Annotated in this window: 20 protein-coding genes; 11 read left to right on the forward strand and 9 right to left on the reverse strand. The window is 69.9% G+C overall.

All coding sequences use genetic code 11. The features are described 5' to 3' along the window. The first annotated feature begins 4 nt into the window (after positions 1-4). Positions 5-1,450 (forward strand): NAD(P)/FAD-dependent oxidoreductase, encoded by a 1,446-nt coding sequence (locus OH768_RS18975; RefSeq protein ID WP_406455136.1) that lies wholly within the window; start codon positions 5-7, stop codon positions 1,448-1,450. A 29-nt stretch (positions 1,451-1,479) separates the two neighbouring features. On the opposite strand, the gene OH768_RS18980 is transcribed toward OH768_RS18975, so the two are convergent. Continuing rightward, positions 1,480-2,184: a polysaccharide deacetylase family protein gene (locus tag OH768_RS18980; RefSeq protein WP_406455138.1), complete on the reverse strand. Its 705-nt coding sequence runs from the start codon at positions 2,182-2,184 to the stop codon at positions 1,480-1,482. Positions 2,185-2,207: 23 nt separating this feature from the next. Then, a complete protein-coding gene (locus tag OH768_RS18985; RefSeq protein ID WP_406455140.1) occupies positions 2,208-2,894 on the reverse strand; it encodes a glycoside hydrolase family 11 protein in 687 nt (228 codons plus the stop codon). A gap of 395 nt (positions 2,895-3,289) precedes the next feature. Between OH768_RS18985 and OH768_RS18990 the strand changes: the two genes are divergently transcribed. Further along, positions 3,290-4,588 (forward strand): M14 family zinc carboxypeptidase, encoded by a 1,299-nt coding sequence (locus tag OH768_RS18990; RefSeq protein ID WP_406465334.1) that lies wholly within the window; start codon positions 3,290-3,292, stop codon positions 4,586-4,588. A 58-nt stretch (positions 4,589-4,646) separates the two neighbouring features. On the opposite strand, the gene OH768_RS18995 is transcribed toward OH768_RS18990, so the two are convergent. Beyond that, entirely contained in the window at positions 4,647-5,258 is a 612-nt protein-coding gene (locus tag OH768_RS18995) for a TetR/AcrR family transcriptional regulator C-terminal domain-containing protein (RefSeq protein WP_406455142.1), read from the reverse strand. Between the two features lie 57 nt (positions 5,259-5,315). Between OH768_RS18995 and OH768_RS19000 the strand changes: the two genes are divergently transcribed. Next, positions 5,316-6,794: an FAD-dependent monooxygenase gene (locus OH768_RS19000; RefSeq protein ID WP_406455144.1), complete on the forward strand. Its 1,479-nt coding sequence runs from the start codon at positions 5,316-5,318 to the stop codon at positions 6,792-6,794. A gap of 15 nt (positions 6,795-6,809) precedes the next feature. After that, positions 6,810-7,565: an SDR family oxidoreductase gene (locus OH768_RS19005; RefSeq protein WP_406455146.1), complete on the forward strand. Its 756-nt coding sequence runs from the start codon at positions 6,810-6,812 to the stop codon at positions 7,563-7,565. A 132-nt stretch (positions 7,566-7,697) separates the two neighbouring features. Here OH768_RS19005 and OH768_RS19010 read toward each other — a convergent pair whose 3' ends face one another. Together OH768_RS19010 and ychF are read right to left on the reverse strand one after the other, a co-directional pair. Next, positions 7,698-9,116 carry an ATP-binding protein gene (locus tag OH768_RS19010; protein WP_406455148.1) on the reverse strand — a complete coding sequence of 473 codons (1,419 nt, stop codon included), beginning with the start codon at positions 9,114-9,116 and terminating at the stop codon, positions 7,698-7,700. A gap of 119 nt (positions 9,117-9,235) precedes the next feature. Further along, positions 9,236-10,324 (reverse strand): redox-regulated ATPase YchF, encoded by a 1,089-nt coding sequence (gene ychF, locus OH768_RS19015; RefSeq protein ID WP_406455150.1) that lies wholly within the window; start codon positions 10,322-10,324, stop codon positions 9,236-9,238. 198 nt (positions 10,325-10,522) lie between these two features. Between ychF and OH768_RS19020 the strand changes: the two genes are divergently transcribed. Further along, on the forward strand, positions 10,523-11,098 hold the full coding sequence (locus tag OH768_RS19020; RefSeq protein WP_406455152.1) for a DUF6542 domain-containing protein: 576 nt from the start codon (positions 10,523-10,525) through the stop codon (positions 11,096-11,098). Positions 11,099-11,119: 21 nt separating this feature from the next. Here the strand turns inward: OH768_RS19020 and ppgK are convergent, their stop codons facing one another. Together ppgK and OH768_RS19030 are read right to left on the reverse strand one after the other, a co-directional pair. Continuing rightward, positions 11,120-11,866 (reverse strand): polyphosphate--glucose phosphotransferase, encoded by a 747-nt coding sequence (ppgK, locus tag OH768_RS19025; protein WP_406455154.1) that lies wholly within the window; start codon positions 11,864-11,866, stop codon positions 11,120-11,122. A 29-nt stretch (positions 11,867-11,895) separates the two neighbouring features. Further along, the gene (locus OH768_RS19030) at positions 11,896-12,921 is read right to left on the reverse strand and encodes a 4-hydroxy-3-methylbut-2-enyl diphosphate reductase (protein ID WP_406455156.1); all 1,026 of its coding nucleotides are present in this window, start codon (positions 12,919-12,921) and stop codon (positions 11,896-11,898) included. Positions 12,922-13,019: 98 nt separating this feature from the next. Between OH768_RS19030 and OH768_RS19035 the strand changes: the two genes are divergently transcribed. The 5 genes from OH768_RS19035 (at position 13,020) to OH768_RS19055 (ending at position 17,356) form a co-directional block, all read left to right on the forward strand. Next, positions 13,020-14,402: an APC family permease gene (locus OH768_RS19035; RefSeq protein WP_406455157.1), complete on the forward strand. Its 1,383-nt coding sequence runs from the start codon at positions 13,020-13,022 to the stop codon at positions 14,400-14,402. A 58-nt stretch (positions 14,403-14,460) separates the two neighbouring features. After that, a complete protein-coding gene (gene xseA, locus OH768_RS19040; RefSeq protein WP_406455159.1) occupies positions 14,461-15,678 on the forward strand; it encodes an exodeoxyribonuclease VII large subunit in 1,218 nt (405 codons plus the stop codon). 9 nt (positions 15,679-15,687) lie between these two features. After that, positions 15,688-15,933 carry an exodeoxyribonuclease VII small subunit gene (locus tag OH768_RS19045; protein WP_406455161.1) on the forward strand — a complete coding sequence of 82 codons (246 nt, stop codon included), beginning with the start codon at positions 15,688-15,690 and terminating at the stop codon, positions 15,931-15,933. A 171-nt stretch (positions 15,934-16,104) separates the two neighbouring features. Beyond that, positions 16,105-16,695 carry a malonic semialdehyde reductase gene (locus tag OH768_RS19050; protein WP_406455163.1) on the forward strand — a complete coding sequence of 197 codons (591 nt, stop codon included), beginning with the start codon at positions 16,105-16,107 and terminating at the stop codon, positions 16,693-16,695. Between the two features lie 265 nt (positions 16,696-16,960). Continuing rightward, positions 16,961-17,356: a VOC family protein gene (locus OH768_RS19055; protein ID WP_406455165.1), complete on the forward strand. Its 396-nt coding sequence runs from the start codon at positions 16,961-16,963 to the stop codon at positions 17,354-17,356. Positions 17,357-17,375: 19 nt separating this feature from the next. Here OH768_RS19055 and OH768_RS19060 read toward each other — a convergent pair whose 3' ends face one another. After that, a complete protein-coding gene (locus OH768_RS19060) occupies positions 17,376-17,897 on the reverse strand; it encodes a DUF4245 domain-containing protein (RefSeq protein WP_406455167.1) in 522 nt (173 codons plus the stop codon). Positions 17,898-18,023: 126 nt separating this feature from the next. Between OH768_RS19060 and glpX the strand changes: the two genes are divergently transcribed. Then, entirely contained in the window at positions 18,024-19,058 is a 1,035-nt protein-coding gene (gene glpX / locus OH768_RS19065; protein ID WP_406455169.1) for a class II fructose-bisphosphatase, read from the forward strand. A 76-nt stretch (positions 19,059-19,134) separates the two neighbouring features. On the opposite strand, the gene OH768_RS19070 is transcribed toward glpX, so the two are convergent. Then, positions 19,135-19,509: a WhiB family transcriptional regulator gene (locus OH768_RS19070; protein ID WP_026150672.1), complete on the reverse strand. Its 375-nt coding sequence runs from the start codon at positions 19,507-19,509 to the stop codon at positions 19,135-19,137. Positions 19,510-19,577 lie beyond the last annotated feature (68 nt).

Genomic DNA, 19,577 nt, shown 5'->3' on the forward strand with positions numbered 1-19,577 from the left:
CCCCATGAGTGAATCGCCGCAGCGGCTTCCCCAGGTGTCCCGGACGTCAACCCGCGCCGTGGTCGTCGGAGGAAGTCTCGCCGGCATGCTCGCCGCAGCCGCCGTCAGGGACCACGTCGACAGCGTCGAGATCATCGAGGCACACGACCTGCCCGACGGGCCCGAGTCACGCCCGGGCGTACCCCAAGCAGCGCATTTCCACGTCCTGTTGTCGGGAGGAGCGGACGCGATGGACGACCTCTTGCCCGGCGCGATCACCGAACTGCTCGCCGCGGGCGCCAACCGCGTACCCATGACGACCAACATGGTGCTGTTCTCCCCCGAGGGCTGGTACCGCCGCTGGAAGCGCGACAGCCACTATCTGATCGCGGCGAGCCGGGACCTCATCGACTCCGTCATCCGCAGGCAGGTACTGAAGGACCCGCGGATCCGAGTACGCCCCCGCACCAAGGTCACCGCCCTGCTGGGAAGTTCGCGCCGGGTCACCGGGGTACGGCTGAGCGCGGCCGACGGCACCGAGAGCGAGCTGACCGCGGACCTGGTCGTCGACGCCTCCGGAAAGGCGGCGCGCACTCCGCGCTGGCTGGCCGAACTGGGCGTCCCCGCCCCGGCCGAGGCCCGCATCGACTCCGGAATGGCCTACGCCAGCCGCATCTACCGCGCCCCCGTCGCCACCCGGAACTGGCCCCTGATCAGCATCCAGGCCGACCCCCGGAGCGGCGGACCCGGCCGCGCGGGCGGCATCGTCCCGATCGAGGACGGCCGCTGGCACGTCAGCCTGATGGGCACCCCGGGCGGCCAACCCCCGCGCGACGCGGCCGAGTTCGAGAACTACGCGCGCACTCTCCGCCACCCGCTCGTCGCCGACCTCCTGGCACACGCGGAACCGCTCACCGACGTTGTCATGACTCACAGCACGGTCAACCGCCGCTACTACTACGAACGCCTCAAGTCCTGGCCCGAGGGCCTGGTCGCCCTCGGCGACTCGGTGGCCGCGTTCAACCCGGTGTACGGCCACGGCATGTCGGTGGCGGCCCTGGGCGCCGTGGCTCTGCGCACCAAGCTCTCTGCCCTGGGCCTCGGCAAGGGCCTGTCCCGCACGGCCCAGCGGGCCGTCGCCGGGCCCGTCGAACTCGCCTGGAGCCTCGCCGTGGGCCAGGACATCCACTACGCGACCACAACGGGCAAGAACGCGGGCCCGGCCGACCGACTCCTGCAGCACTACGTCAGCCGCCTCTCCCGCACCGCCACCGGCTCATACCACGTGGCAACGGCAATGACAGAGGTCCTGACCCTCCAGTCCCCGGGCACGGCGTTGCTCCGGCCGGGCGTCCTCACGGCGGCACTGCTGGGGCCGCTGCGGCCTCGACTTGGCGGGCCTACGTTCACTGCCGAGGAACGACGGCTTCTGTCGGACGCGGGTGTCGCACTGCCCGGGCTCACCTCATAGGCGGGGCACCGGATTGCCAGTGGCGGCTGCTAACCCGGGGCAACCGCCCGCCCCGTCTGCTGCGAGATCATCCCCGCGCACAGACCACGGGCGGCCAACCCCTGCGCGATGCGCGGGATCGCCGTGACCGTGTTGGCCGGCCAGTCGTGCATCAGGACGATCTGGCCGGCGGTGAGCCGGCCGGCCGCCGCGACGATCGCATCGGTGCTCGCGCCGTTCCAGTCCTGGGAGTCGACGTCCCAAATGATCTCTGTCAGACCGTACTTGGACTCTACGGCCTTCACCGTCGCGTTGGTCTCGCCGTACGGCGGGCGGAAGAGTCTGGGCGTGCCGCCGCCCGCTGCCGCGATGGCCTGTTGGGTCCGGGAGATCTCCGAGTCGATCGTCGCCTGGGTCTGCTGGGTGAGGTGTGGGTGGGTGTAGCTGTGGTTGCCGACCCACATGCCGGCGGCGACCTCCGCCTTGACCTGCGTCGGGTAAGAGGCCGCGTACTGGCCCTCGTTGAACATCGTGGCCCGAAGGCCGTTCTGCTTCAGCGCGTTGAGGAGTGCGGGGGTGTTGCCGGACGGGCCGTCGTCGAAGGTGAGACCGACGTAGCCGCTGCAAGTGGCGGCCCGCGCGGGGGTGTTGACGCCAACGGCCAGGGTGCCCGCGGCGATCAGGGCGGCGACGGCGAGCGTGGCGACCGGCGTGGCCGACCGGGATCGTAACGAGAAGTGCGGTGCGGACTTCATGTGAAGTGTCCTCCCGAACTGGTTCAGCCCACCGTGATGTTGGAGTTGCCGCTGCTCTGGTAGCCCTCGGTCGCGAGGATCATGTAGTAGCTGAAGCTGCCCAGCGGCATTCCCGCGCGGGCCCAGGCGTCGAAGTGGTTGCCGGTGGTGATGGTGCCGCCGGTGCGCTTCGTCTGCCGGACGCTCCAGTACTGGTCGAAGGTCTTCGTGCCCTCCACCGAGGGGGCGTTGTACCGGGTGGTCTTGTAGATGTCGTAGGTGCCGCCGTCACTGGTGACGGTGCCCTTGTACGTCCCCGTGGGCCGGTAGGTGCCCCAGTTGTCGACGATGTAGTACTCGACGAGCGGGTTCGACGTCCATCCGTAGAGCGACAGGTAGCCGTTGCCGGACGGGTTGAAGGTGCCCGAGTACGTCACGCTCCGGCGGGCGCCGGTGCTCCAGCCCTTGCCTGCCACGAAGTTGCCGGTGTTGCTCCACGTGGTGCTGTAGTTGCCCGCGGAGTTGAGGGTCATGGAGACCGTGCCCTGGGAGTCGGTCCAGAACGAGTAGTAGTAGCCGTTGTTGGTGCCGGTCTGGTTCGTGGTGATCACGGTGGCGGCACTGGCGGTGCCGGGCAGGGTCATCGCCGCGAGGAGGGCCAGCAGCAGGGTGCAGGCACCGCTGATTGACAGCCTTAAGCGCTTCGTCGAGCGTGCGGGTGTGTTGTCCATGCGGCGTCAGTGTTGGTACGTCCCTGCCGACTGTCAATGGTTTCGGTGTTGGGTACGAAATATTCGCTGGTGTATTGGCAGGTGAGATCACCGACAATGGGCAGCTCACACAGACCGCTGGTCCGCCATCGAATGTTTCGACCGAATGTTTCGAACAATCAGCACGAGCGTCGATTGCGCCACCGGGCGACCGCCCACAACCCCTCTGGCGGCGGCAGTCGTTGACAACGGCCACCCCGTGCCCGAACTCTGGCAAGAGCACGTCAATCCCGTGGCCGTGCGACAGCTCCCACCGGAAGGACACGACATGACGAACAAGATCGAGACCCGTCCGCCGGCCAAGAAGGAGACCACCGGCGACCATGGCCCGAGCGGCAACTGACCCGCCGCGCTCGATGGACCGCTACCCCACGGTCGCGGAGGTCACCGAGTCCGCTCGGCTGCTGGTCTCCCGGTTTCCGGGGAGCGCCCGGCTGCGCCGGATCGGGGCGTCCCGCGCGGGCCGGCCGATCCTGATGCTGTCCGTGGGGCACGGGCCGCGCCATGTCCTGGTGGTCGCCGGACCGCACCCCGACGAGCCGGTGGGCGGCGCGACCGCGCTCGCGCTGGCGGAGCGGGTCGCCCGCGGCGACCGGCTGTCGGCGGCGACCGACCCCGCCCTCGTCACCTGGGACATCGTGCTGTGCCTGGACCCGGACGGCGCGGCCCTGAGCAGCAACTCCGGTTCCACCCTGAAGAGTTACTACCGCACCGCCTTCCGCCCGGTCGCGGCGGAGCAGCCCGAGTGGGCCCCGATCGTCTCGCACCCGCTCCCGGAGAGCCGCGCGCTGTTCCAACTCATCGACGGGCTGCGGCCGTTCCTCCAGTGCTCGCTGCACAGCACCGATGTGGGCGGCAGCTGGGTCCAGTTGACCCGCGACCTGCCCGAACTGGCCGAGCCCTTCCGCACTTCCGCCGACGAGCTCGGCATCCCGCTCCAGTACGGCACGTACGACGCCCTGTACTGGGAGAACCCGAGCCCCGCCGTCTACGTCCTGCCCCCGCCGGACAGCACCGGCCGACTGGCGGCCGGATCGGAGAACATCGGGCTGTCCACCTGGTGCGCGCCCCTGCGCTACGGCGGCGTCACCGCGATCGTCGAAGTCCCCATGTGGGCAACGGACTTGGCCGCGGACACGACCCCGTACCCGGCGGCCGACCACGCCCTGCGCGAGCTGGCCGAACTGGTGCTGGACGGCGGACGGCAGGTGACCGCCGTACTCGACAAGGCACGCGGATTCCTGCCGCCGGCCCAGGGCGACCCGCTCAGACGCGTACTGGAGTGGATGGCCGACGGCCTCTACGACATGGTCGCCGACTCCTGGAAACCACTCGCCCGGCAGGCCGCCGCCGCGACCCACCCCGACGATCCGCGCCACCTGACGACCGCCCAGGTCTCGGCCCTGAACATCGTGGCCCGCCGCCAGCCCATCCGCGCGGCGGGCCTTCTGCTCCGACTCCTGGAGGCGGCGGAAGACCCCGCGGCGCCGAGGCTGCACCGCGAACTGGACGAGCTCTGCACCGCGTGGTGCACGGACTTCGAGCGGGCCCTCGGGGTGCGCTGGGTGCCGGTGCGCGACCAGGTGGAACACCAGACCCGCACGGTCCTGGCCGCCGCCGAGAGCGCGCTGAAGACCCTCCGCCGACCACGCTGACCAGCGCCCCGCGCCGTTCGGCTCCCGCCACCACCCCGCCCTCGCCCTCCGGCTCTCCTCACCGCCCCGCGAGAATCGCCGCCACCCCGAACTCGAACCGCTCGTCGAAGGACCCCGGCGCGAGATGTCCGGCCACGCGGTGCAGCGCGGGGTGAGTCGTCGCGGAGATCGCGCGGGCCAGGATGTCGCCCAGCGGACGGTGGTCGACGGCCTGTTCCTCCTGGGTGAGGCCGAGGGCGAAGTAGATGACCGCCCACGAGGTCCACGCGGCCTCACGGTCCTCCAGGCCGCACGCGAGCAGCGCCTCCACCAGGGCCTCCGCGAAGGCGAGAGTGCCCGGCTCGGCGGGGTAGGTGCCGACCACCAGGGCCGCGCCGTCGCGGTGGGACAGCAGGCCGCGGCGGAAGCGACGGGCCAGTTCGCGGGCCCGTTCGGCGGGTTCGGCCGGCAGGTCGGTGAGCGGGATCTCGCCGAGTACGGCGTCCGCCATCAGGTCCAGCATCCGGGCCTTGGTCTTCACATGCCACTGCACGGTGTTGATGCGTACGCCGAGCCGGTCGGCGACCGCGCGCGTGGACACCGCGTCGAGGCCCTTCTCGTCCAGGAGGTCCAGTCCCGCGCGAATCACCGTGGCCGGATCGAGTCGGTCGCTCTGTTGCCTATTGGTCACCGACCTAGTTTACTGCACGCACAAACATTGGTCAGCGACCAAGAAGTGGGTGGTCCCGTGGAAACACAGCAGGTCGTCATCGCCGGAGGCGGACCCGTCGGGCTCTGGCTCGCCGCCGAACTGCGGCTGAACAACATCTCCGTCACCGTCCTGGAAATGCGCACCGACATCGACCAGCGCTCCAAGGCGCTCACCGTGCACCCGCGCGGCATCGAGGTACTGGCCTCGCGCGGGATCCACCAGCGCTTCCTCGACGAGAGCCTGAAGATCTCCACCGGCCACTTCGCCAACCTCGCCAACCGGCTCGACTTCTCCGTCCTCGACACCCCCTTCCCCTACACCCTCTTCATTCCCCAGGCCCGCACCGAGGCGCTCTTCGAGGAGTACGCCCTCGGGCTCGGCGCGAGTATCCGGCGCGGCCACCGCGTCACAGGCCTCACCGAGCACCCGGACTCGGTGACCGTGCAGGTGGAGGGGCCGCAGGGGCCGTACGGGATCCGGACCGAATACCTGGCGGGCTGCGACGGCACCCGGAGCACCGTGCGCGAGGCGGCCGGGATCGGCTTCCCCGGCACGGACTCGCGTTACCTCGGGTGGCTCGGTGACGTCCTCTTCGACAACCCGCCGGCGCCCGGCTTCAACCGCTTCACCGAGCGCGGCGGCCTGATGATCGTGCCGCTGCCCGACAACCGGTGGCGCATCGCCGGCACCAGCCCCGACAGCGCGACCACCGAGTGGCCCGGCGACTTCACGCTGGAGGAACTGCGCCAGAAGGTCCACCACATCGCCGGCGACGACTTCGGCATGCACGACCCGTCCTGGCTCTCCCGCTACGGCAATGCCACCCGCCTCGCCACCCACTACCGGCGTGGCCGCGTCGTGCTCGCCGGCGACGCCGCCCACCAGCACTACCCCACCGGCGGTGTCGGCATGAACGTCGGTTTCCAGGACGCCTTCAACCTCGGCTGGAAGCTGGCCGCGACGATCGACGGCTGGGCCTCGGAGGGGCTGCTGGACAGCTACCACACCGACCGCCACCCGGTCGGCGAGCAGCTGATGGAGCACAGCCGCGCACAGACCTACCTGTTCCACGCCTTCACACCCGAGGGACTCGCCCTGCGCGACCTGCTGAGCCGAATGGTCCCGGAATCAAGGGAGTTCAGCGACGTACTGGCCGGCCGTCTCACCGCGCTCGACGTCGCCTACCCGAGCGCCGACCCCACCGCCCATCCGGTCACCGGCACCCGCACCCCCGACCTCGCCCTCCCCGGCACGGACAGCACCCTGTTCGGCGCGCTGCGGGCGGACTCGTACCTCCTGCTCGACCTCACCGCCGACGGCGCGCTCGCCGACCGCGCCGAGCAGCGGATCACCGTGCACGGCGGGGCGCCCGACCGGACCCGGGACGCCTGGGAGGACGTACGCGCCGCGCTGATCCGCCCCGACGGACATGTCGCGTGGGCCTGGACGGAACAGGACGACATCAAGCTGGCGGCACAGGTGGACACCGTCATCACCACCGCCCTCGGACGCTAGAAGGGGACCGGATTCATGGATCTCGGACTGAAGGACAGGGTGTACGTCGTCACCGGTGGCACGCGCGGTCTCGGCTACGCCGTCGCCCGTGAACTGGTCGCCGACGGCGCCAAAGTGGTCGTCACCGGCCGCGACGAGAAGCGCGCGGCGGAGGCGGCGGCGGAACTGGGCCCGAACGCGGCCGGAGTCGGCGTCGACAACGCCGACCCGCGGGCACCGCAGCAACTGGTCGCCACCGCGCGGGAGTTGTTCGGCGCGTTCGACGGCCTCCTCGTCAGCGTCGGCGGCCCGCCCGCGGGCAATGTCGCGGACAACACCGACGAACAGTGGCAGGAGGCCTTCGAGTCGGTGTTCCTGGGCGCGGTCCGCCTCGCCCGCGCAGCCGCCGCGGAACTGCGGGACGGCGGCGCGATCGGCCTCGTCCTGTCCATCACGGCACACGAACCGACCCCCGGCATGGCCATCTCCAACGGCCTGCGCCCCGGACTCGCCGGTTTCGCCAAGTCCCTCGCGGACGAACTGGGCCCCCGCGGAATCCGCGTCTTCGGCCTCCTCCCCGGCCGCATCGGCACGGACCGCATGCGCGACCTCGACGGCCTGGCACCTGACCCGGAGAGCAAACGGGCCGCCAACGAGGCCGCGATTCCGCTACGACGGTATGGGGCGCCGGAGGAGTTCGGGCGCGTGGGGGCGTTCGTGCTGTCGCCGGCGGCTTCGTACGTCACCGGGGTGATGGTGTCGGTGGACGGCGGGGTGCGGCGGGGGTTCTGAAGCCGTACGGCCAGGGGGCGCGGGGGAATCGCGGGATCCCCGGCGCCTCGTGGCCGTCCGGCGACCGCCCGGAGCGCGATGTCACAGACCGATGCGGTGGGGCATGGAATTGCCTCGCCTGCTGCTCGCCACTCAGAGCGGCCAGGCTGTCAGCAAGTTGCCGGGGCCGTAGGCGGCGTCGAGCCCCGGACAGTCGACTCCGCTGCGCGAGACCGCCACGACGGGAACAGGTTCGTCGGTGAGGGCGGCCCTGTGTCGAAGGAGGGCGGCCAGGTCGTGCCGGTCGAAGGGCGACTGCTCCAGCCACTTGACGGAGCCTACGAAAAGAAACTCCTTGGCAATGGGGGCGCGGTCCGCCCCGACGATGTCGATTTCGACGTCGTTGGTGCGGGTCCAGTAGCCGCCCACCGCGGGGGCTGCGGGCAGTTGGGCGTCGGGCAGTATCCGGGCAAGCGCCTCGCGGATGAGCGGCTCGATCGCCCGGCCGCGCCAGCTGGTCCAGTTCTCCCGGATGCGCGCGAGGGTCAGATCGCCTCGCCCCCGCTCGATCTCTTCCATGGACGGGCCGAGCAAGTGCAGCCAAAACCGCAGGTAGGGATCTGTCACCCGGTAGCGGCGGTCCTTCGACGGACGCAGCGAGACAGGCAGCTCCCCGGCGACGATCCGTTTGTCCGTCAGCAGTTCCAGAGCCCGCTGCAGTGGCGTGGCCCCGATCCCGCCGGCTGCGCGGGCGATGTTGGTAAAGGTCCGTTCGCCACTACCGATAGCAGCCAGCACCGTACGCGCCTGAGCCTGCGGGGGGAATTCGGCAGCCAGCGAGCGCTCGGCCGACACGAGCAGGGCCGAGACCGGATCGCTCAACGCCTCGCCGAGGAAGTCCCACAGCCCTGCGCCGCGCGGCCACTCGGCGCAGATCAGCGGCAGTCCGCCGGTGATCAGGGCAGCGTCGAAAGCCTCCGCCGGATCCAGCCCAAGCATCTGTCCCACCTCGGCGGGGTTGAGTGGTCCCAGCACCATCTCCCGGCCGCGCTGGTGGAAGGGTCGCCCGTAGCTGTTCAGTGCCTCCATCATCGACAGATCGGAGCCGATGAGGACGAGAAGCACCGGCTTGGTTTCCAGCACCCGATCCCAGGCCCGCTGCAGCACCCCCTCAAATGCGCCATCGGTATCCATCAGGTACGGCACTTCATCGATGACCAGCACGCTCTCCCGGTCAGCGGGCAGCGCCGCAGCCAGCACGTCGAACGCGGCATCCCAACTTCCCGGCCGCGCGGCGGCCACCAGCCCCGCCAACGGCAGCGTCGATGCCTGTGCGTCCCGGGCCAGCCGCGCCAGATCGTCCAAGGGGGACGCACCGGTCGCCGCGTAGAACAGGAACGGGGCTCCGGAGTGCTCCGCAAACCGCTCGACCAGTCGCGACTTGCCCACTCGGCGCCGCCCGCGCAACATCACACACCGACCGGGCCGCTCCCTGCCAACCCCGGCCGCCACCTTCTGCAGCTCTCGCTCCAGCGTCGCCAGCTCCTGGCGACGGCCTACGAAGTCCACCATGTCCGCCGACCTCCACCCATGAAACTAACGACGATGTTACTAACATAGACGTTAGTGGGGAGGAGGGGCGATCGACCGTGCGGAGGAAGCAGCGGTTTCGAAGTAGCCAGGTCACTCGCTCAGACGTTGAACCGGAACTCCACCACATCCCCGTCGTGCATCACATACTCCTTGCCCTCCATCCGCGCCTTCCCCTTGGCGCGGGCCTCCGCGACCGACCCCATCTCGACCAGGTCGGTGAAGGAGATGACCTCCGCCTTGATGAAGCCCTTCTGGAAGTCGGTGTGGATGACTCCGGCGGCCTCGGGGGCGGTGGCGCCCTTCTTGATGGTCCAGGCTCGGGATTCCTTGGGGCCGGCGGTGAGGTACGTCTGCAGGCCGAGGGTGTCGAAGCCGACGCGGGCGAGGGTGGCGAGGCCGGGCTCCTCCGCGCCGACCGACTCCAGGAGTTCCATCGCGTCCTCCTCGTCCAGCTCGGCGAGGTCCGCCTCCAGCTTGGCGTTGAGGAAGATCGCCTCGGCGGGGGCGACCAGGGCGCGCTGCTCGGTCTTGAAGTCCTCGTCGACCAGTTCGTCCTCGTCGACGTTGAAGACGTAGAGGAAGGGCTTGGTCGTCAACAGGTGCAAGTCGTGGAGGAGTTCCTCCTTGCCCGAGCCCTGGACGATGCCCTGGGAGAAGAGGGTGTCGCCCTTCTCCAGGATCTCCTTCGCCGCCTCGACCGCCGCGACCTTCGGGACGACGTCCTTCTTGATGCGCGAGTCCTTCTGGAGGCGCGGCAGGACCTTCTCGATGGTCTGGAGGTCGGCGAGGATCAGCTCGGTGTTGATCGTCTCGATGTCGTCCTTGGGCGAGACCTTGCCGTCGACGTGCACGACGTTCTCGTCCTTGAAGGCGCGGATGACCTGGCAGATCGCGTCGGACTCACGGATGTTGGCGAGGAACTTGTTGCCCAGGCCCTCGCCCTCGGAGGCGCCCTTGACGATGCCCGCGATGTCGACGAAGTCGACGGTCGCCGGGAGGATCTTCTGGGAGGAGAAGATCTCGGCCAGTTTCGTCAGGCGGGCGTCGGGGACGCCGACCACGCCGACGTTCGGCTCGATCGTGGCGAACGGGTAGTTGGCCGCCAGCACGTCGTTCTTGGTCAGGGCGTTGAACAGGGTCGACTTGCCGACATTCGGCAGACCGACGATTCCGATCGTGAGCGACACGTTGCGACTTCCCGTACGTGAGAGGCGTGAGAGCGATGGAGGGGGACTGCGGGCTGACGGGGACTGGGCCCGGGGCCGATCAACCAGTCTACGGCGTGAGCCGCCCCGCCCCGGCTCCGCGTCGAACACGTGGCCAAGGTCTGCCCATCGGCGTGTCTGAGGAGCTATTCGGCACATAAACCGACCTAAGTTGGTCCAGTGGAGCAACACAGGACGCGACCCCCACAGCCCGGCGCAAGACGCGGAGCCCCGCCGCTGCCTCCGCAGGCGGGCCGGGGCCCGAACGGCGGCCCGGCCCGGACGACCCGGCCCGGACCCCAGCCACGCGGTACCGCGCAGCGCCGTCCGGCCGCCGTACGACGCCCCGGCCCGGCGGCGCCCCAGTCCGTACGGCCGTTGCCCAACCCCCGGCTCACCGGGCTCGGCGGCGGCCTGTTCTGCGCGGCCGTGATGATCGTGCTCGGGTTCCTCGACCAGCTGCTGTTCGGGGCGTCGCTGACCGTGTACGGCGTGCTGTTCCTGCCGGTGTGCGTGCTGACGGCGGTCTGGATCCGACGCGGCGACCTGCTGACCGCGCCGGTCGTCGTGCCGATCGCCTTCGCAGTCGGCCTGTTCCCGGTGGCCGACGGCAGCGGCGGCCTCGGCAACCGCCTGATGGGCCTGGTCACCGCCCTCGCCACCCAGGCCGGCTGGCTCTACGGCGGAACACTCGTCGCGGGCCTCATCGCGACGGTCCGCAGAATCCAGCTGGTGAACCGCCGCCGACGCGGGTGATTCGGGGCGGCTGACGGGGGGCTAGTCGTCCCCCGCCGCATGCATCGCCGCCCCCACGATCCCCGCGTTGTTCTGCAGCTGCGCCGGGACGATCTCGGCCTTGATGTCCTCGATGAAGTGCAGGAACTTGTCGGCCTTGCGGCTGACTCCGCCGCCGATGATGAAGAGTTCGGGCGAGAACAGCATCTCGACATGGGCGAGGTACTTCTGGACGCGGTGGGCCCAGTGCTCCCAGGTCAGCTCGCCGTCCTCCTTGGCCTTGCTGGACGCCTTCTTCTCGGCGTCGTGGCCGCTCAGTTCGAGGTGGCCCAGCTCTGTGTTCGGCACCAGGACGCCGTTGACGAAGAGGGCGCTGCCGATGCCCGTGCCGAAGGTCAGCAGGATCACCGTGCCCTTACGGCCCTGGCCGGCGCCGAAGTGCATCTCGGCGACACCCGCCGCGTCCGCGTCGTTGACGACGGTCACGGGGAGGCCGCCGAGTCTGTCGCTGAACAGCGCGCCCGCGTCCGTGTCGATCCAGCTCTTGTCGACGTTCGCCGCCGTACGTATCGTGGCACCGCCGGTGACCACGCCCGGAAACGTGAGCCCGACCGGTCCCGTCCAGCCGAAGTGGTCGACGACTTCCTTCACGCCGTCGGCCACCCCGTCCGGCGTCGCCGGATGCGGGGTCAACACCTTGCACCGCTCTTGGGTCAAATCGCCCTTGTCCAGGTCCACAGGGGCGCCCTTGATCCCGGATCCACCGATGTCCACGCCGAAGATCTGCATGGATCCACGCTACGACGAACGACTGACAGTCACTGCCCCGAGGGGTTCGTACGGGCCGTACCGGTGCGCTCGGCGACCAGTGCCGCCGCCTCTTCGCGCAGGTCACGGCGGAGTTCCTTGGGCAGCGAGAACGTGATGGACTCCTCGGCCGCCTTGACCAGCTCGACGTCCTCGTAACCGCGCCCGGACAGCCACTCCAGGACCTGCTCCACCAGGATCTCCGGTACGGAGGCCCCGGAAGTGACGCCGACCGTGGTCACGCCCTCCAGCCAGGCCTCCTCGATCTCGTCGGCGAAGTCCACGAGATACGCGGCGCTGGCGCCCGCCAGCTTGGCGACCTCGACGAGCCGTACCGAGTTGGAGGAGTTCTTCGAGCCGACCACGATCACCAGGTCGGCCTCCTCGCCCATCTGCTTCACGGCGAGCTGACGGTTCTGCGTGGCGTAGCAGATGTCGTCGCTGGGCGGGGAGATGAGCTGCGGGAACTTCTCCTTCAGGGCGTCCACCGTCTCCATGGTCTCGTCCACGGAGAGGGTCGTCTGGGAAAGCCAGACCACCCGGGACGGGTCGCGCACCTCGACCTTGGCGACGTCGGACGGGCCGTCGACCAGGGTGATGTGGTCGGGGGCCTCCCCGGAGGTGCCGATGACCTCCTCGTGGCCCTCGTGCCCGATGAGGAGGATGTCGAAGTCGTCGTTGGCGAACCGGACGGCTTCCTTGTGGACCTTGGTCACCAGGGGGCAGGTCGCGTCGATGGTGGCGAGATTGCCCCGCTTGGCCTCGTCGTGGACGACGGGCGCGACGCCGTGTGCGGAGAACATCACGATGTTCCCCTCGGGGACCTCCTCGGTCCGCTCGACGAAGACGGCGCCCTTCTTCTCCAGGGTCTGGACGACGTACTTGTTGTGCACGATCTCGTGCCGGACGTAGATCGGAGCCCCGTACTGCTCAAGGGCTTTCTCGACGGCGATCACGGCGCGGTCCACACCCGCGCAGTAGCCCCGGGGGGCGGCGAGCAGGACACGGCGGCCAGACGAAGCAGTCATGCGTCCCATCGTAAGGCCGCGCTCGACGGGTCAAAGATCGCGCCGGTGGAGAGACTGGCGGTGGAGTGGGAGTGGTGGGGCCGGACACTACGTACGGGAGACGCGAGATGGCCGACACGGACAGGGATACGACGACCACTGCCGGCGAGGGACCTCAGCTGCGGCGCAGCCTCGGTTTCCGCGATCTCGTCGTCTACGGGCTCCTGTTCATCGCCCCGATGGCGCCGGTCGGCGTGTTCGGCACCCTGGACGCCAAGTCGCACGGCGCGGTCGCGCTCGTCTACATCGTGGCAACCGTCGCGATGGCGTTCACCGCTTTCAGCTACGCGCAGATGGTGCGGGTCGTCCCCCAGGCGGGCTCGGTGTTCGCCTACGCGCGCGTGGGGCTCGGCAGGGAGGCCGGGTTCATCGCCGGCTGGATGGCGATGCTGGACTACGTCCTGATCCCCGCCGTCGCCTATCTCTTCTCCGGGATCGCCATGAACGCGCTCGTCCCGGACGTCTCCCGGTGGGTGTGGACCGCGCTGGCGGTCGTCCTCACGACCTGCCTCAACCTCTGGGGCGTGCGGGCCGCCGCGCGCGTGGGCTTCCTGGTCCTCGCGATGGAGATCGTCGTACTCGCCGTCTTCGTCGTGTCGGCGATCGTCGTCCTCGCGCGCGACGGCGCCGAACGGGGCTGGCTGTCACCACTCTCCGGGGACGGCACCCAGGGGGCGTTCGCGCTGTCGGCGGTGATCGGCGCGGTCTCCGTCGCCGTGCTCTCCTACCTGGGCTTCGACGCGGTCGCCACCTTCGCGGAGGAGGTCACCGGCGGCTCCGAGAAGGTCGCCAGGGCACTGCTGTTCTGCCTCGCGCTGGCCGGTGTCCTCTTCATCGCCCAGACGTACCTGGTCGCCCTCCTGGAGCCGACGACCTCCGCACAGCTCGCCACCGACGCCGGAAAGCAGGGGTCGGCGTTCTACGACGCGGTCGACGTGTCGGTGGGCGGCTGGCTGCACAATCTGGTGGCCGTCAGCAAGGCGATCGGCGCGGCCTTCGCGGCGCTCGTCGGGCAGGCCGCGGCGGGGCGCCTGGTGTTCGCGATGGCCCGCGACCGACGGCTGCCCCGCGCCCTGTCGCAGACCGACGACGGCGTACCGCGGGTCGCGCTCCTGTCGGCGGCCCTCATCACCCTGATCGCGGCGGTCTGGGCGGCCCGCCGGGACGACGGTCTCGACCACCTGGTGTCGGTCGTCGACATCGGCGCGCTGACCGCCTTCACACTGCTGCACGCGAGCGTGGTGGGCTGGTTCGCGGTACGGCGCCGGGGCGGGCCTGTGGTGTGGTGGCGGCACATCCTGGTGCCGGTGCTGGGGGCGGCGATCACCGTCGCGGTGATCGTGGAGGCGTCCGGTACGGCACAGGTGGTGGGCGCGATCTGGTTGGCGGCGGGGCTGGCGGTGCTCGCGGTGCAGGGCAACCGGAACAAGGCCGACACGGAGACCGGTTGACGGTCGCACGCTCCTCACCTCGACCGCGTTGTCAGACGCGGCCGTTACTCTCGGGCGCATGGCTCTCAACACGGCTCCGGACGCCCCGCTCCCCGTCGGTGAGGTCTCCCGGCTGATCGGCGGGTGGATCGACCGGCTCGGCGCGGTGTGGGTCGAGGGGCAGATCACCCAGCTGTCGCGGCGCCCGGGTGCCGGTGTCGTGTTCCTGACGCTGCGCGACCCGTCGTACGACATCTCGGTGAGCGTGACCTGCTTCCGGCAGGTGTTCGACGAGATCGCCGATGTCGTCAGCGAGGGTGCGCGGGTGGTCGTACTCGCGAAGCCGGAGTGGTACGCCCCGCGCGGGCAGTTGTCGTTGCGGGCCACGGAGATAAGGCCGGTGGGGGTGGGTGAACTCCTCGCGCGGCTGGAGCAGTTGAAGAAGTCCCTCGCAGCGGAGGGGCTGTTCGCGGCCGACCGGAAGAAGCCGCTGCCCTTTCTGCCGCAGCTGATCGGGCTGGTCTGCGGGCGGGCCTCGGCGGCCGAGCGGGATGTGCTGGAGAACGCGCGGCACCGCTGGCCCGCCGTCCGCTTCGAGGTGCGCAACGTGCCCGTGCAGGGCGTGCACGCCGTGCCTCAGGTGGTGCAGGCCGTCAAGGAGCTGGACGCGCTCGACGGCGTGGACGTGATCATCGTGGCGCGGGGCGGCGGCAGCGTGGAGGACCTGCTGCCGTTCTCCGACGAGCAGCTCGTACGGGCCGTGTCGGAGTGCCGTACGCCCGTGGTGTCCGCGATCGGGCACGAGCCCGACAACCCGCTCCTGGACTACGTGGCCGACCTGCGCGCCTCCACCCCCACCGACGCGGCGAAGAAGGTCGTACCGGACGTCGGCGAGGAGTACGAGCGCGTACGGCAGCTGCGCGACCGGGCGCGGCGGTGTGTGGTGGCGTTCGTCGACCGGGAGGAGCGCGGGCTGGCGCAGGCGCTGGCACGGCCGTCGATAGAGGATCCGCACCGGATGATCGACGAGCGGGCGGATCATGTCGCCGCCCTCCTCGACCGCGGCCGGCGCACCCTCGGCCATCTCCTGGACCGCGCCGACTCGGAGCTGACCCACACGCACGCGCGCGTGGTGGCCCTCTCCCCCGCGGCGACCCTGAAGCGGGGGTACGCGGTGCTGCAGAAGGCCGACGGGCACGCCGTCCGGGACCCGGAGGAGGTGGCCGCCGACGAGGTGCTGCGGGCGCGGGTCTCCGAGGGCGAGTTCACAGTTCGAGTCGATACGGCACATGCATAGGGTGGGCGGATGACCAGCAAGGTTGACGAAGGTGCCGGGACGGCAGAGGCGCTCGGGTACGAGCAGGCGCGCGACGAGCTGATCGAGGTCGTACGGCGGCTGGAGGCGGGCGGTACGACGCTGGAGGAGTCGCTCGCGCTCTGGGAGCGGGGCGAGGAGCTGGCCAAGGTGTGCCGGCGCTGGCTGGACGGGGCCCGGGCGCGGCTGGACGCGGCGCTGGCGGAGGAAGAGGCCGTGGAGGGCGACGCCGGATAAAGGCGCCGAGTAGCGGCGGCCGGTAGCGGCAACAGTGGTTCGCTGTGAGGCGGATCACCATACTCCGTTTTTGGTTGAACATTGAACCTCCCGTCACGTACGGTCGGTCTCGTCAGCTTAACCGGACCGCGGTCCGGTAATCCGCTTCCGGCCCCCCGAGGAAGTTCTCGCATGTCTCTCGTTCTTGACTCCGCCGCCCAGGACCTGCTGTTCCGCGAGGCCCGCACCGCGAACACCTTCACCGACGAGCCCGTGACCGACGAGCAGGTCCAGGCGATCTACGACCTGGTCAAGTACGGCCCGACCTCGATGAACCAGTCGCCGCTGCGCGTCACCCTGGTCCGCTCCCCCGAGGCCCGCGAGCGCCTCGTGCAGCACCTCGCCGAGGGCAACCAGAAGAAGACCGCCGCCGCCCCGCTGGTCGCGATCCTCTCCGCGGACAACGAGTTCCACGAGGAACTCCCGCACCTCTTCCCGCACTTCCCGCAGGCCAAGGACGCCGTCTTCGGCGAGCGCGAGGTCCGCGAGGGCAACGCCGCGCTGAACGCCGCCCTCCAGGCCGCGTACTTCATCATCGGCATCCGCGCCGCCGGCCTCGCCGCCGGACCGATGACCGGTCTCGACTTCGCGGGTGTCCAGAAGGAGTTCCTGGACGACGACCACACCCCGTTCGTCGTCATCAACATCGGCAAGCCGGGCGAGGACGCCTGGTTCCCGCGCTCCCCGCGCCTGGCGTACGACGAGGTCGTCACCACCGTCTGATCCGCACGACACGCAGAAGGCCCCGGCACGGACAGTGTCCTGTCCGTGCCGGGGCCTTCGGTATTCGGCGTTGCCGTGACGCTCGGTGGGGCACTAGGGTCCGTCAGGTGACTGCCGGGTCGGCCATTGGCCATTCACGAGTGGGGCACCCGGCCTCGGCGTGAGCACGAGGCGGGCAAGAGCCCCGCCGTTCCTCCTTGTCTTCCCTCCTGGCGCCCGCACGTGGCGCTCTCGTCGGACCCAAGACTCGGAGACCCGCTCACACATGCCAGTGCCAACCACCGTCCAGCTGAACCACACCGCCGTCTACGCCACGGACCGGCAACTGTCGGCCGAGTTCCTCGCCGCGATCCTGGGTCTGGAGGTCGGCGCGCCCTTCGGGCCGTTCGTCCCGGTCGACCTGGGCAACGGCGTGACACTCGACTACTACGAGAAGCGCGACGAGCCGATCCAGCCGCAGCACTACGCGTTCCTCGTGCCCGACGACCAGTTCGACACCATGATCGATCGTCTGGAGGCGGTCGGCGTCACCTACTACGCCGACCCATACCACCAGGAGCCCGGCCGGACGAACCACCTCTTCGGCGGTCGCGGCGCCTACTTCGAGGACCCGAGCGGCCACAACATGGAGATCATGACCCGGCCGTACGTCCGGCCGTAGCGCGGGAACACCTGTCGGGCTACTTCGTCTTCAACGCCTGTGCCATCTCGGTCAGTTGGGCGAAGGAGCCCGTGCCCGCCACCACCGTCGTCGAGCCCTTGCCCGCGAGCACGAGGGCGTCATAGCGGCCGCCGGTGTAGCGGGTCCAGGTGTGGCCGTCGATGTTCTGGGTGGTCTTCGTCGCGGCGGCACCCTGGCTGGCGGTGTCGACGAAGTCGGACGGCTTCTGAGTCGACTGCTCTATCTGCACGTACTGACCGCCGGGGGCACTGAACCCGAGGTGCCAGGCGTCGAACGCGGCGCCGTCGTAGCGGACCGAGGTCGCCTTCCAGCTCTTGGACAGGCCCTCCGGCGCCGCCACCGGGTACGGCGCCGCGCGGCGTGCGGTGAGCAGCTCCACGCGGTAGTCGACCCGCTTGACGTCCGGAGCGTGGTCGCTGTGCGGGATGAAGATGTAGACGATCGCCGCCGCGATCCCGATCAGGCCCAGGGAGAGAATCATGTCCCGGACCGTCTTCTGCTTGCCGTTCGAACCTGCCACGTCCCTATCGTCGCAGGTGCCCTGGTCCGCTCATCCGTGGGGCCCCCTGCTCATTTTGTCCGCCTGGCGATAGAGTCGTGGCCATACCCTCATCCGGCCGTCGTCGTATCAGAAAGGTGCGCTCCGATGACCGAGCATCATCATCTGCCGTCCGAACTCGAAGTCCCCTCCGAGGCCCCCGACCGCAACCTCGCCCTGGAACTCGTCCGGGTGACCGAAGCCGCCGCGATGGCCGCGGGCCGCTGGGTCGGGCGCGGTGACAAGAACGGCGCCGACGGTGCCGCCGTGCGTGCCATGCGGACCCTCGTCTCCACCGTCTCGATGAACGGCGTCGTCGTCATCGGTGAGGGCGAGAAGGACGAGGCGCCGATGCTCTTCAACGGCGAGCGCGTCGGTGACGGGACCGGGCCCGAGTGCGACATCGCCGTCGACCCGATCGACGGGACCACCCTCAACGCGAAGGGCATGCCGAACGCGATCGCCGTGCTGGCCGCCGCGGACCGGGGTTCTATGTTCGACCCGTCCGCCGTGTTCTACATGGACAAGCTCGTCACCGGGCCCGAGGCCGCCGAGTTCGTCGACATCGAGGCTCCGATCTCGGTGAACGTCCGCCGGGTCGCCAAGGCCAAGCGGGTCACGCCCGAGGACGTCACCGTCGTCGTCCTGGACCGGCCGCGGCACGACGGGATCATCAAGGAGATCCGGGAGACCGGCGCGCGGATCAAGCTGATCTCCGACGGCGATGTCGCGGGCTCGATCCTGGCGCTGCGCGAGGGCACCGGCGTCGACCTGCTCCTCGGCATCGGCGGCACGCCCGAGGGCATCATCTCGGCCTGTGCCGTGAAGTGCCTCGGTGGTGTGATCCAGGGCAAGTTGTGGCCCAAGGACGACGCCGAGCGGCAGCGGGCGCTCGACGCGGGGCACGATCTGGACCGGGTGCTCACCACCGACGACCTGGTGTCCGGCGAGAACGTGTTCTTCGTCGCGACCGGGATCACGGACGGGGAGTTGCTGCGGGGGGTGCGGTACCGGTCGGAGACCGCGACCACCGACTCCATCGTGATGCGGTCGAAGTCCGGGACGGTGCGGCGGATCGACTCGGAGCACCGGCTGAGCAAGCTGCGGGCTTACAGCGCGATCGACTTTGATCGGGCCAAGTAGCGCGCCTAGGCCGTGTTTACCGGCCCCGCGTGAAAGAGGCGCCCCCGGTGCGGTGGGGGCGCCTCTTCTACGTCGGTCAGCCTGCCGCTGCTATTCGGCCCGCCGCCCTCGCCTTCTGGAGCTCCAGGTCGCGGCGGCGGCGCCTGGCCAGGACCACTCGGCGTTCGGCGGCGGTGAGGCCACCCCAGACTCCGTAGGGCTCGGGTTGGAGGAGGGCGTGTTCGCGGCACTCGACCATGACCGGACAGCGCGCGCAGACGCGCTTGGCGGCGTCCTCGCGGGAGAGCCGGGCGGCGGTGGGTTCCTTGGAGGGTGCGAAGAACAGGCCGGCCTCGTCGCGCCGGCACACCGCTTCGGTGTGCCATGGAGCGTCTTGGTCCCTGTCTCGCGCAGGCACCCGCTGGGCCGGAACAGCAGCTACCTGCAGGGACGAATGCGGCGGTTGCAGCACGGTCTACTCCTGACGACGGCTTCGCGAGCGAGAGACGATGCAGCAAGGCCTACCCGCTGTGCGCGCGC

Origin of the sequence: Streptomyces sp. NBC_01622, from assembly GCF_045209635.1 — a bacterium.
In the GTDB taxonomy this organism is placed as follows: domain Bacteria; phylum Actinomycetota; class Actinomycetes; order Streptomycetales; family Streptomycetaceae; genus Streptomyces.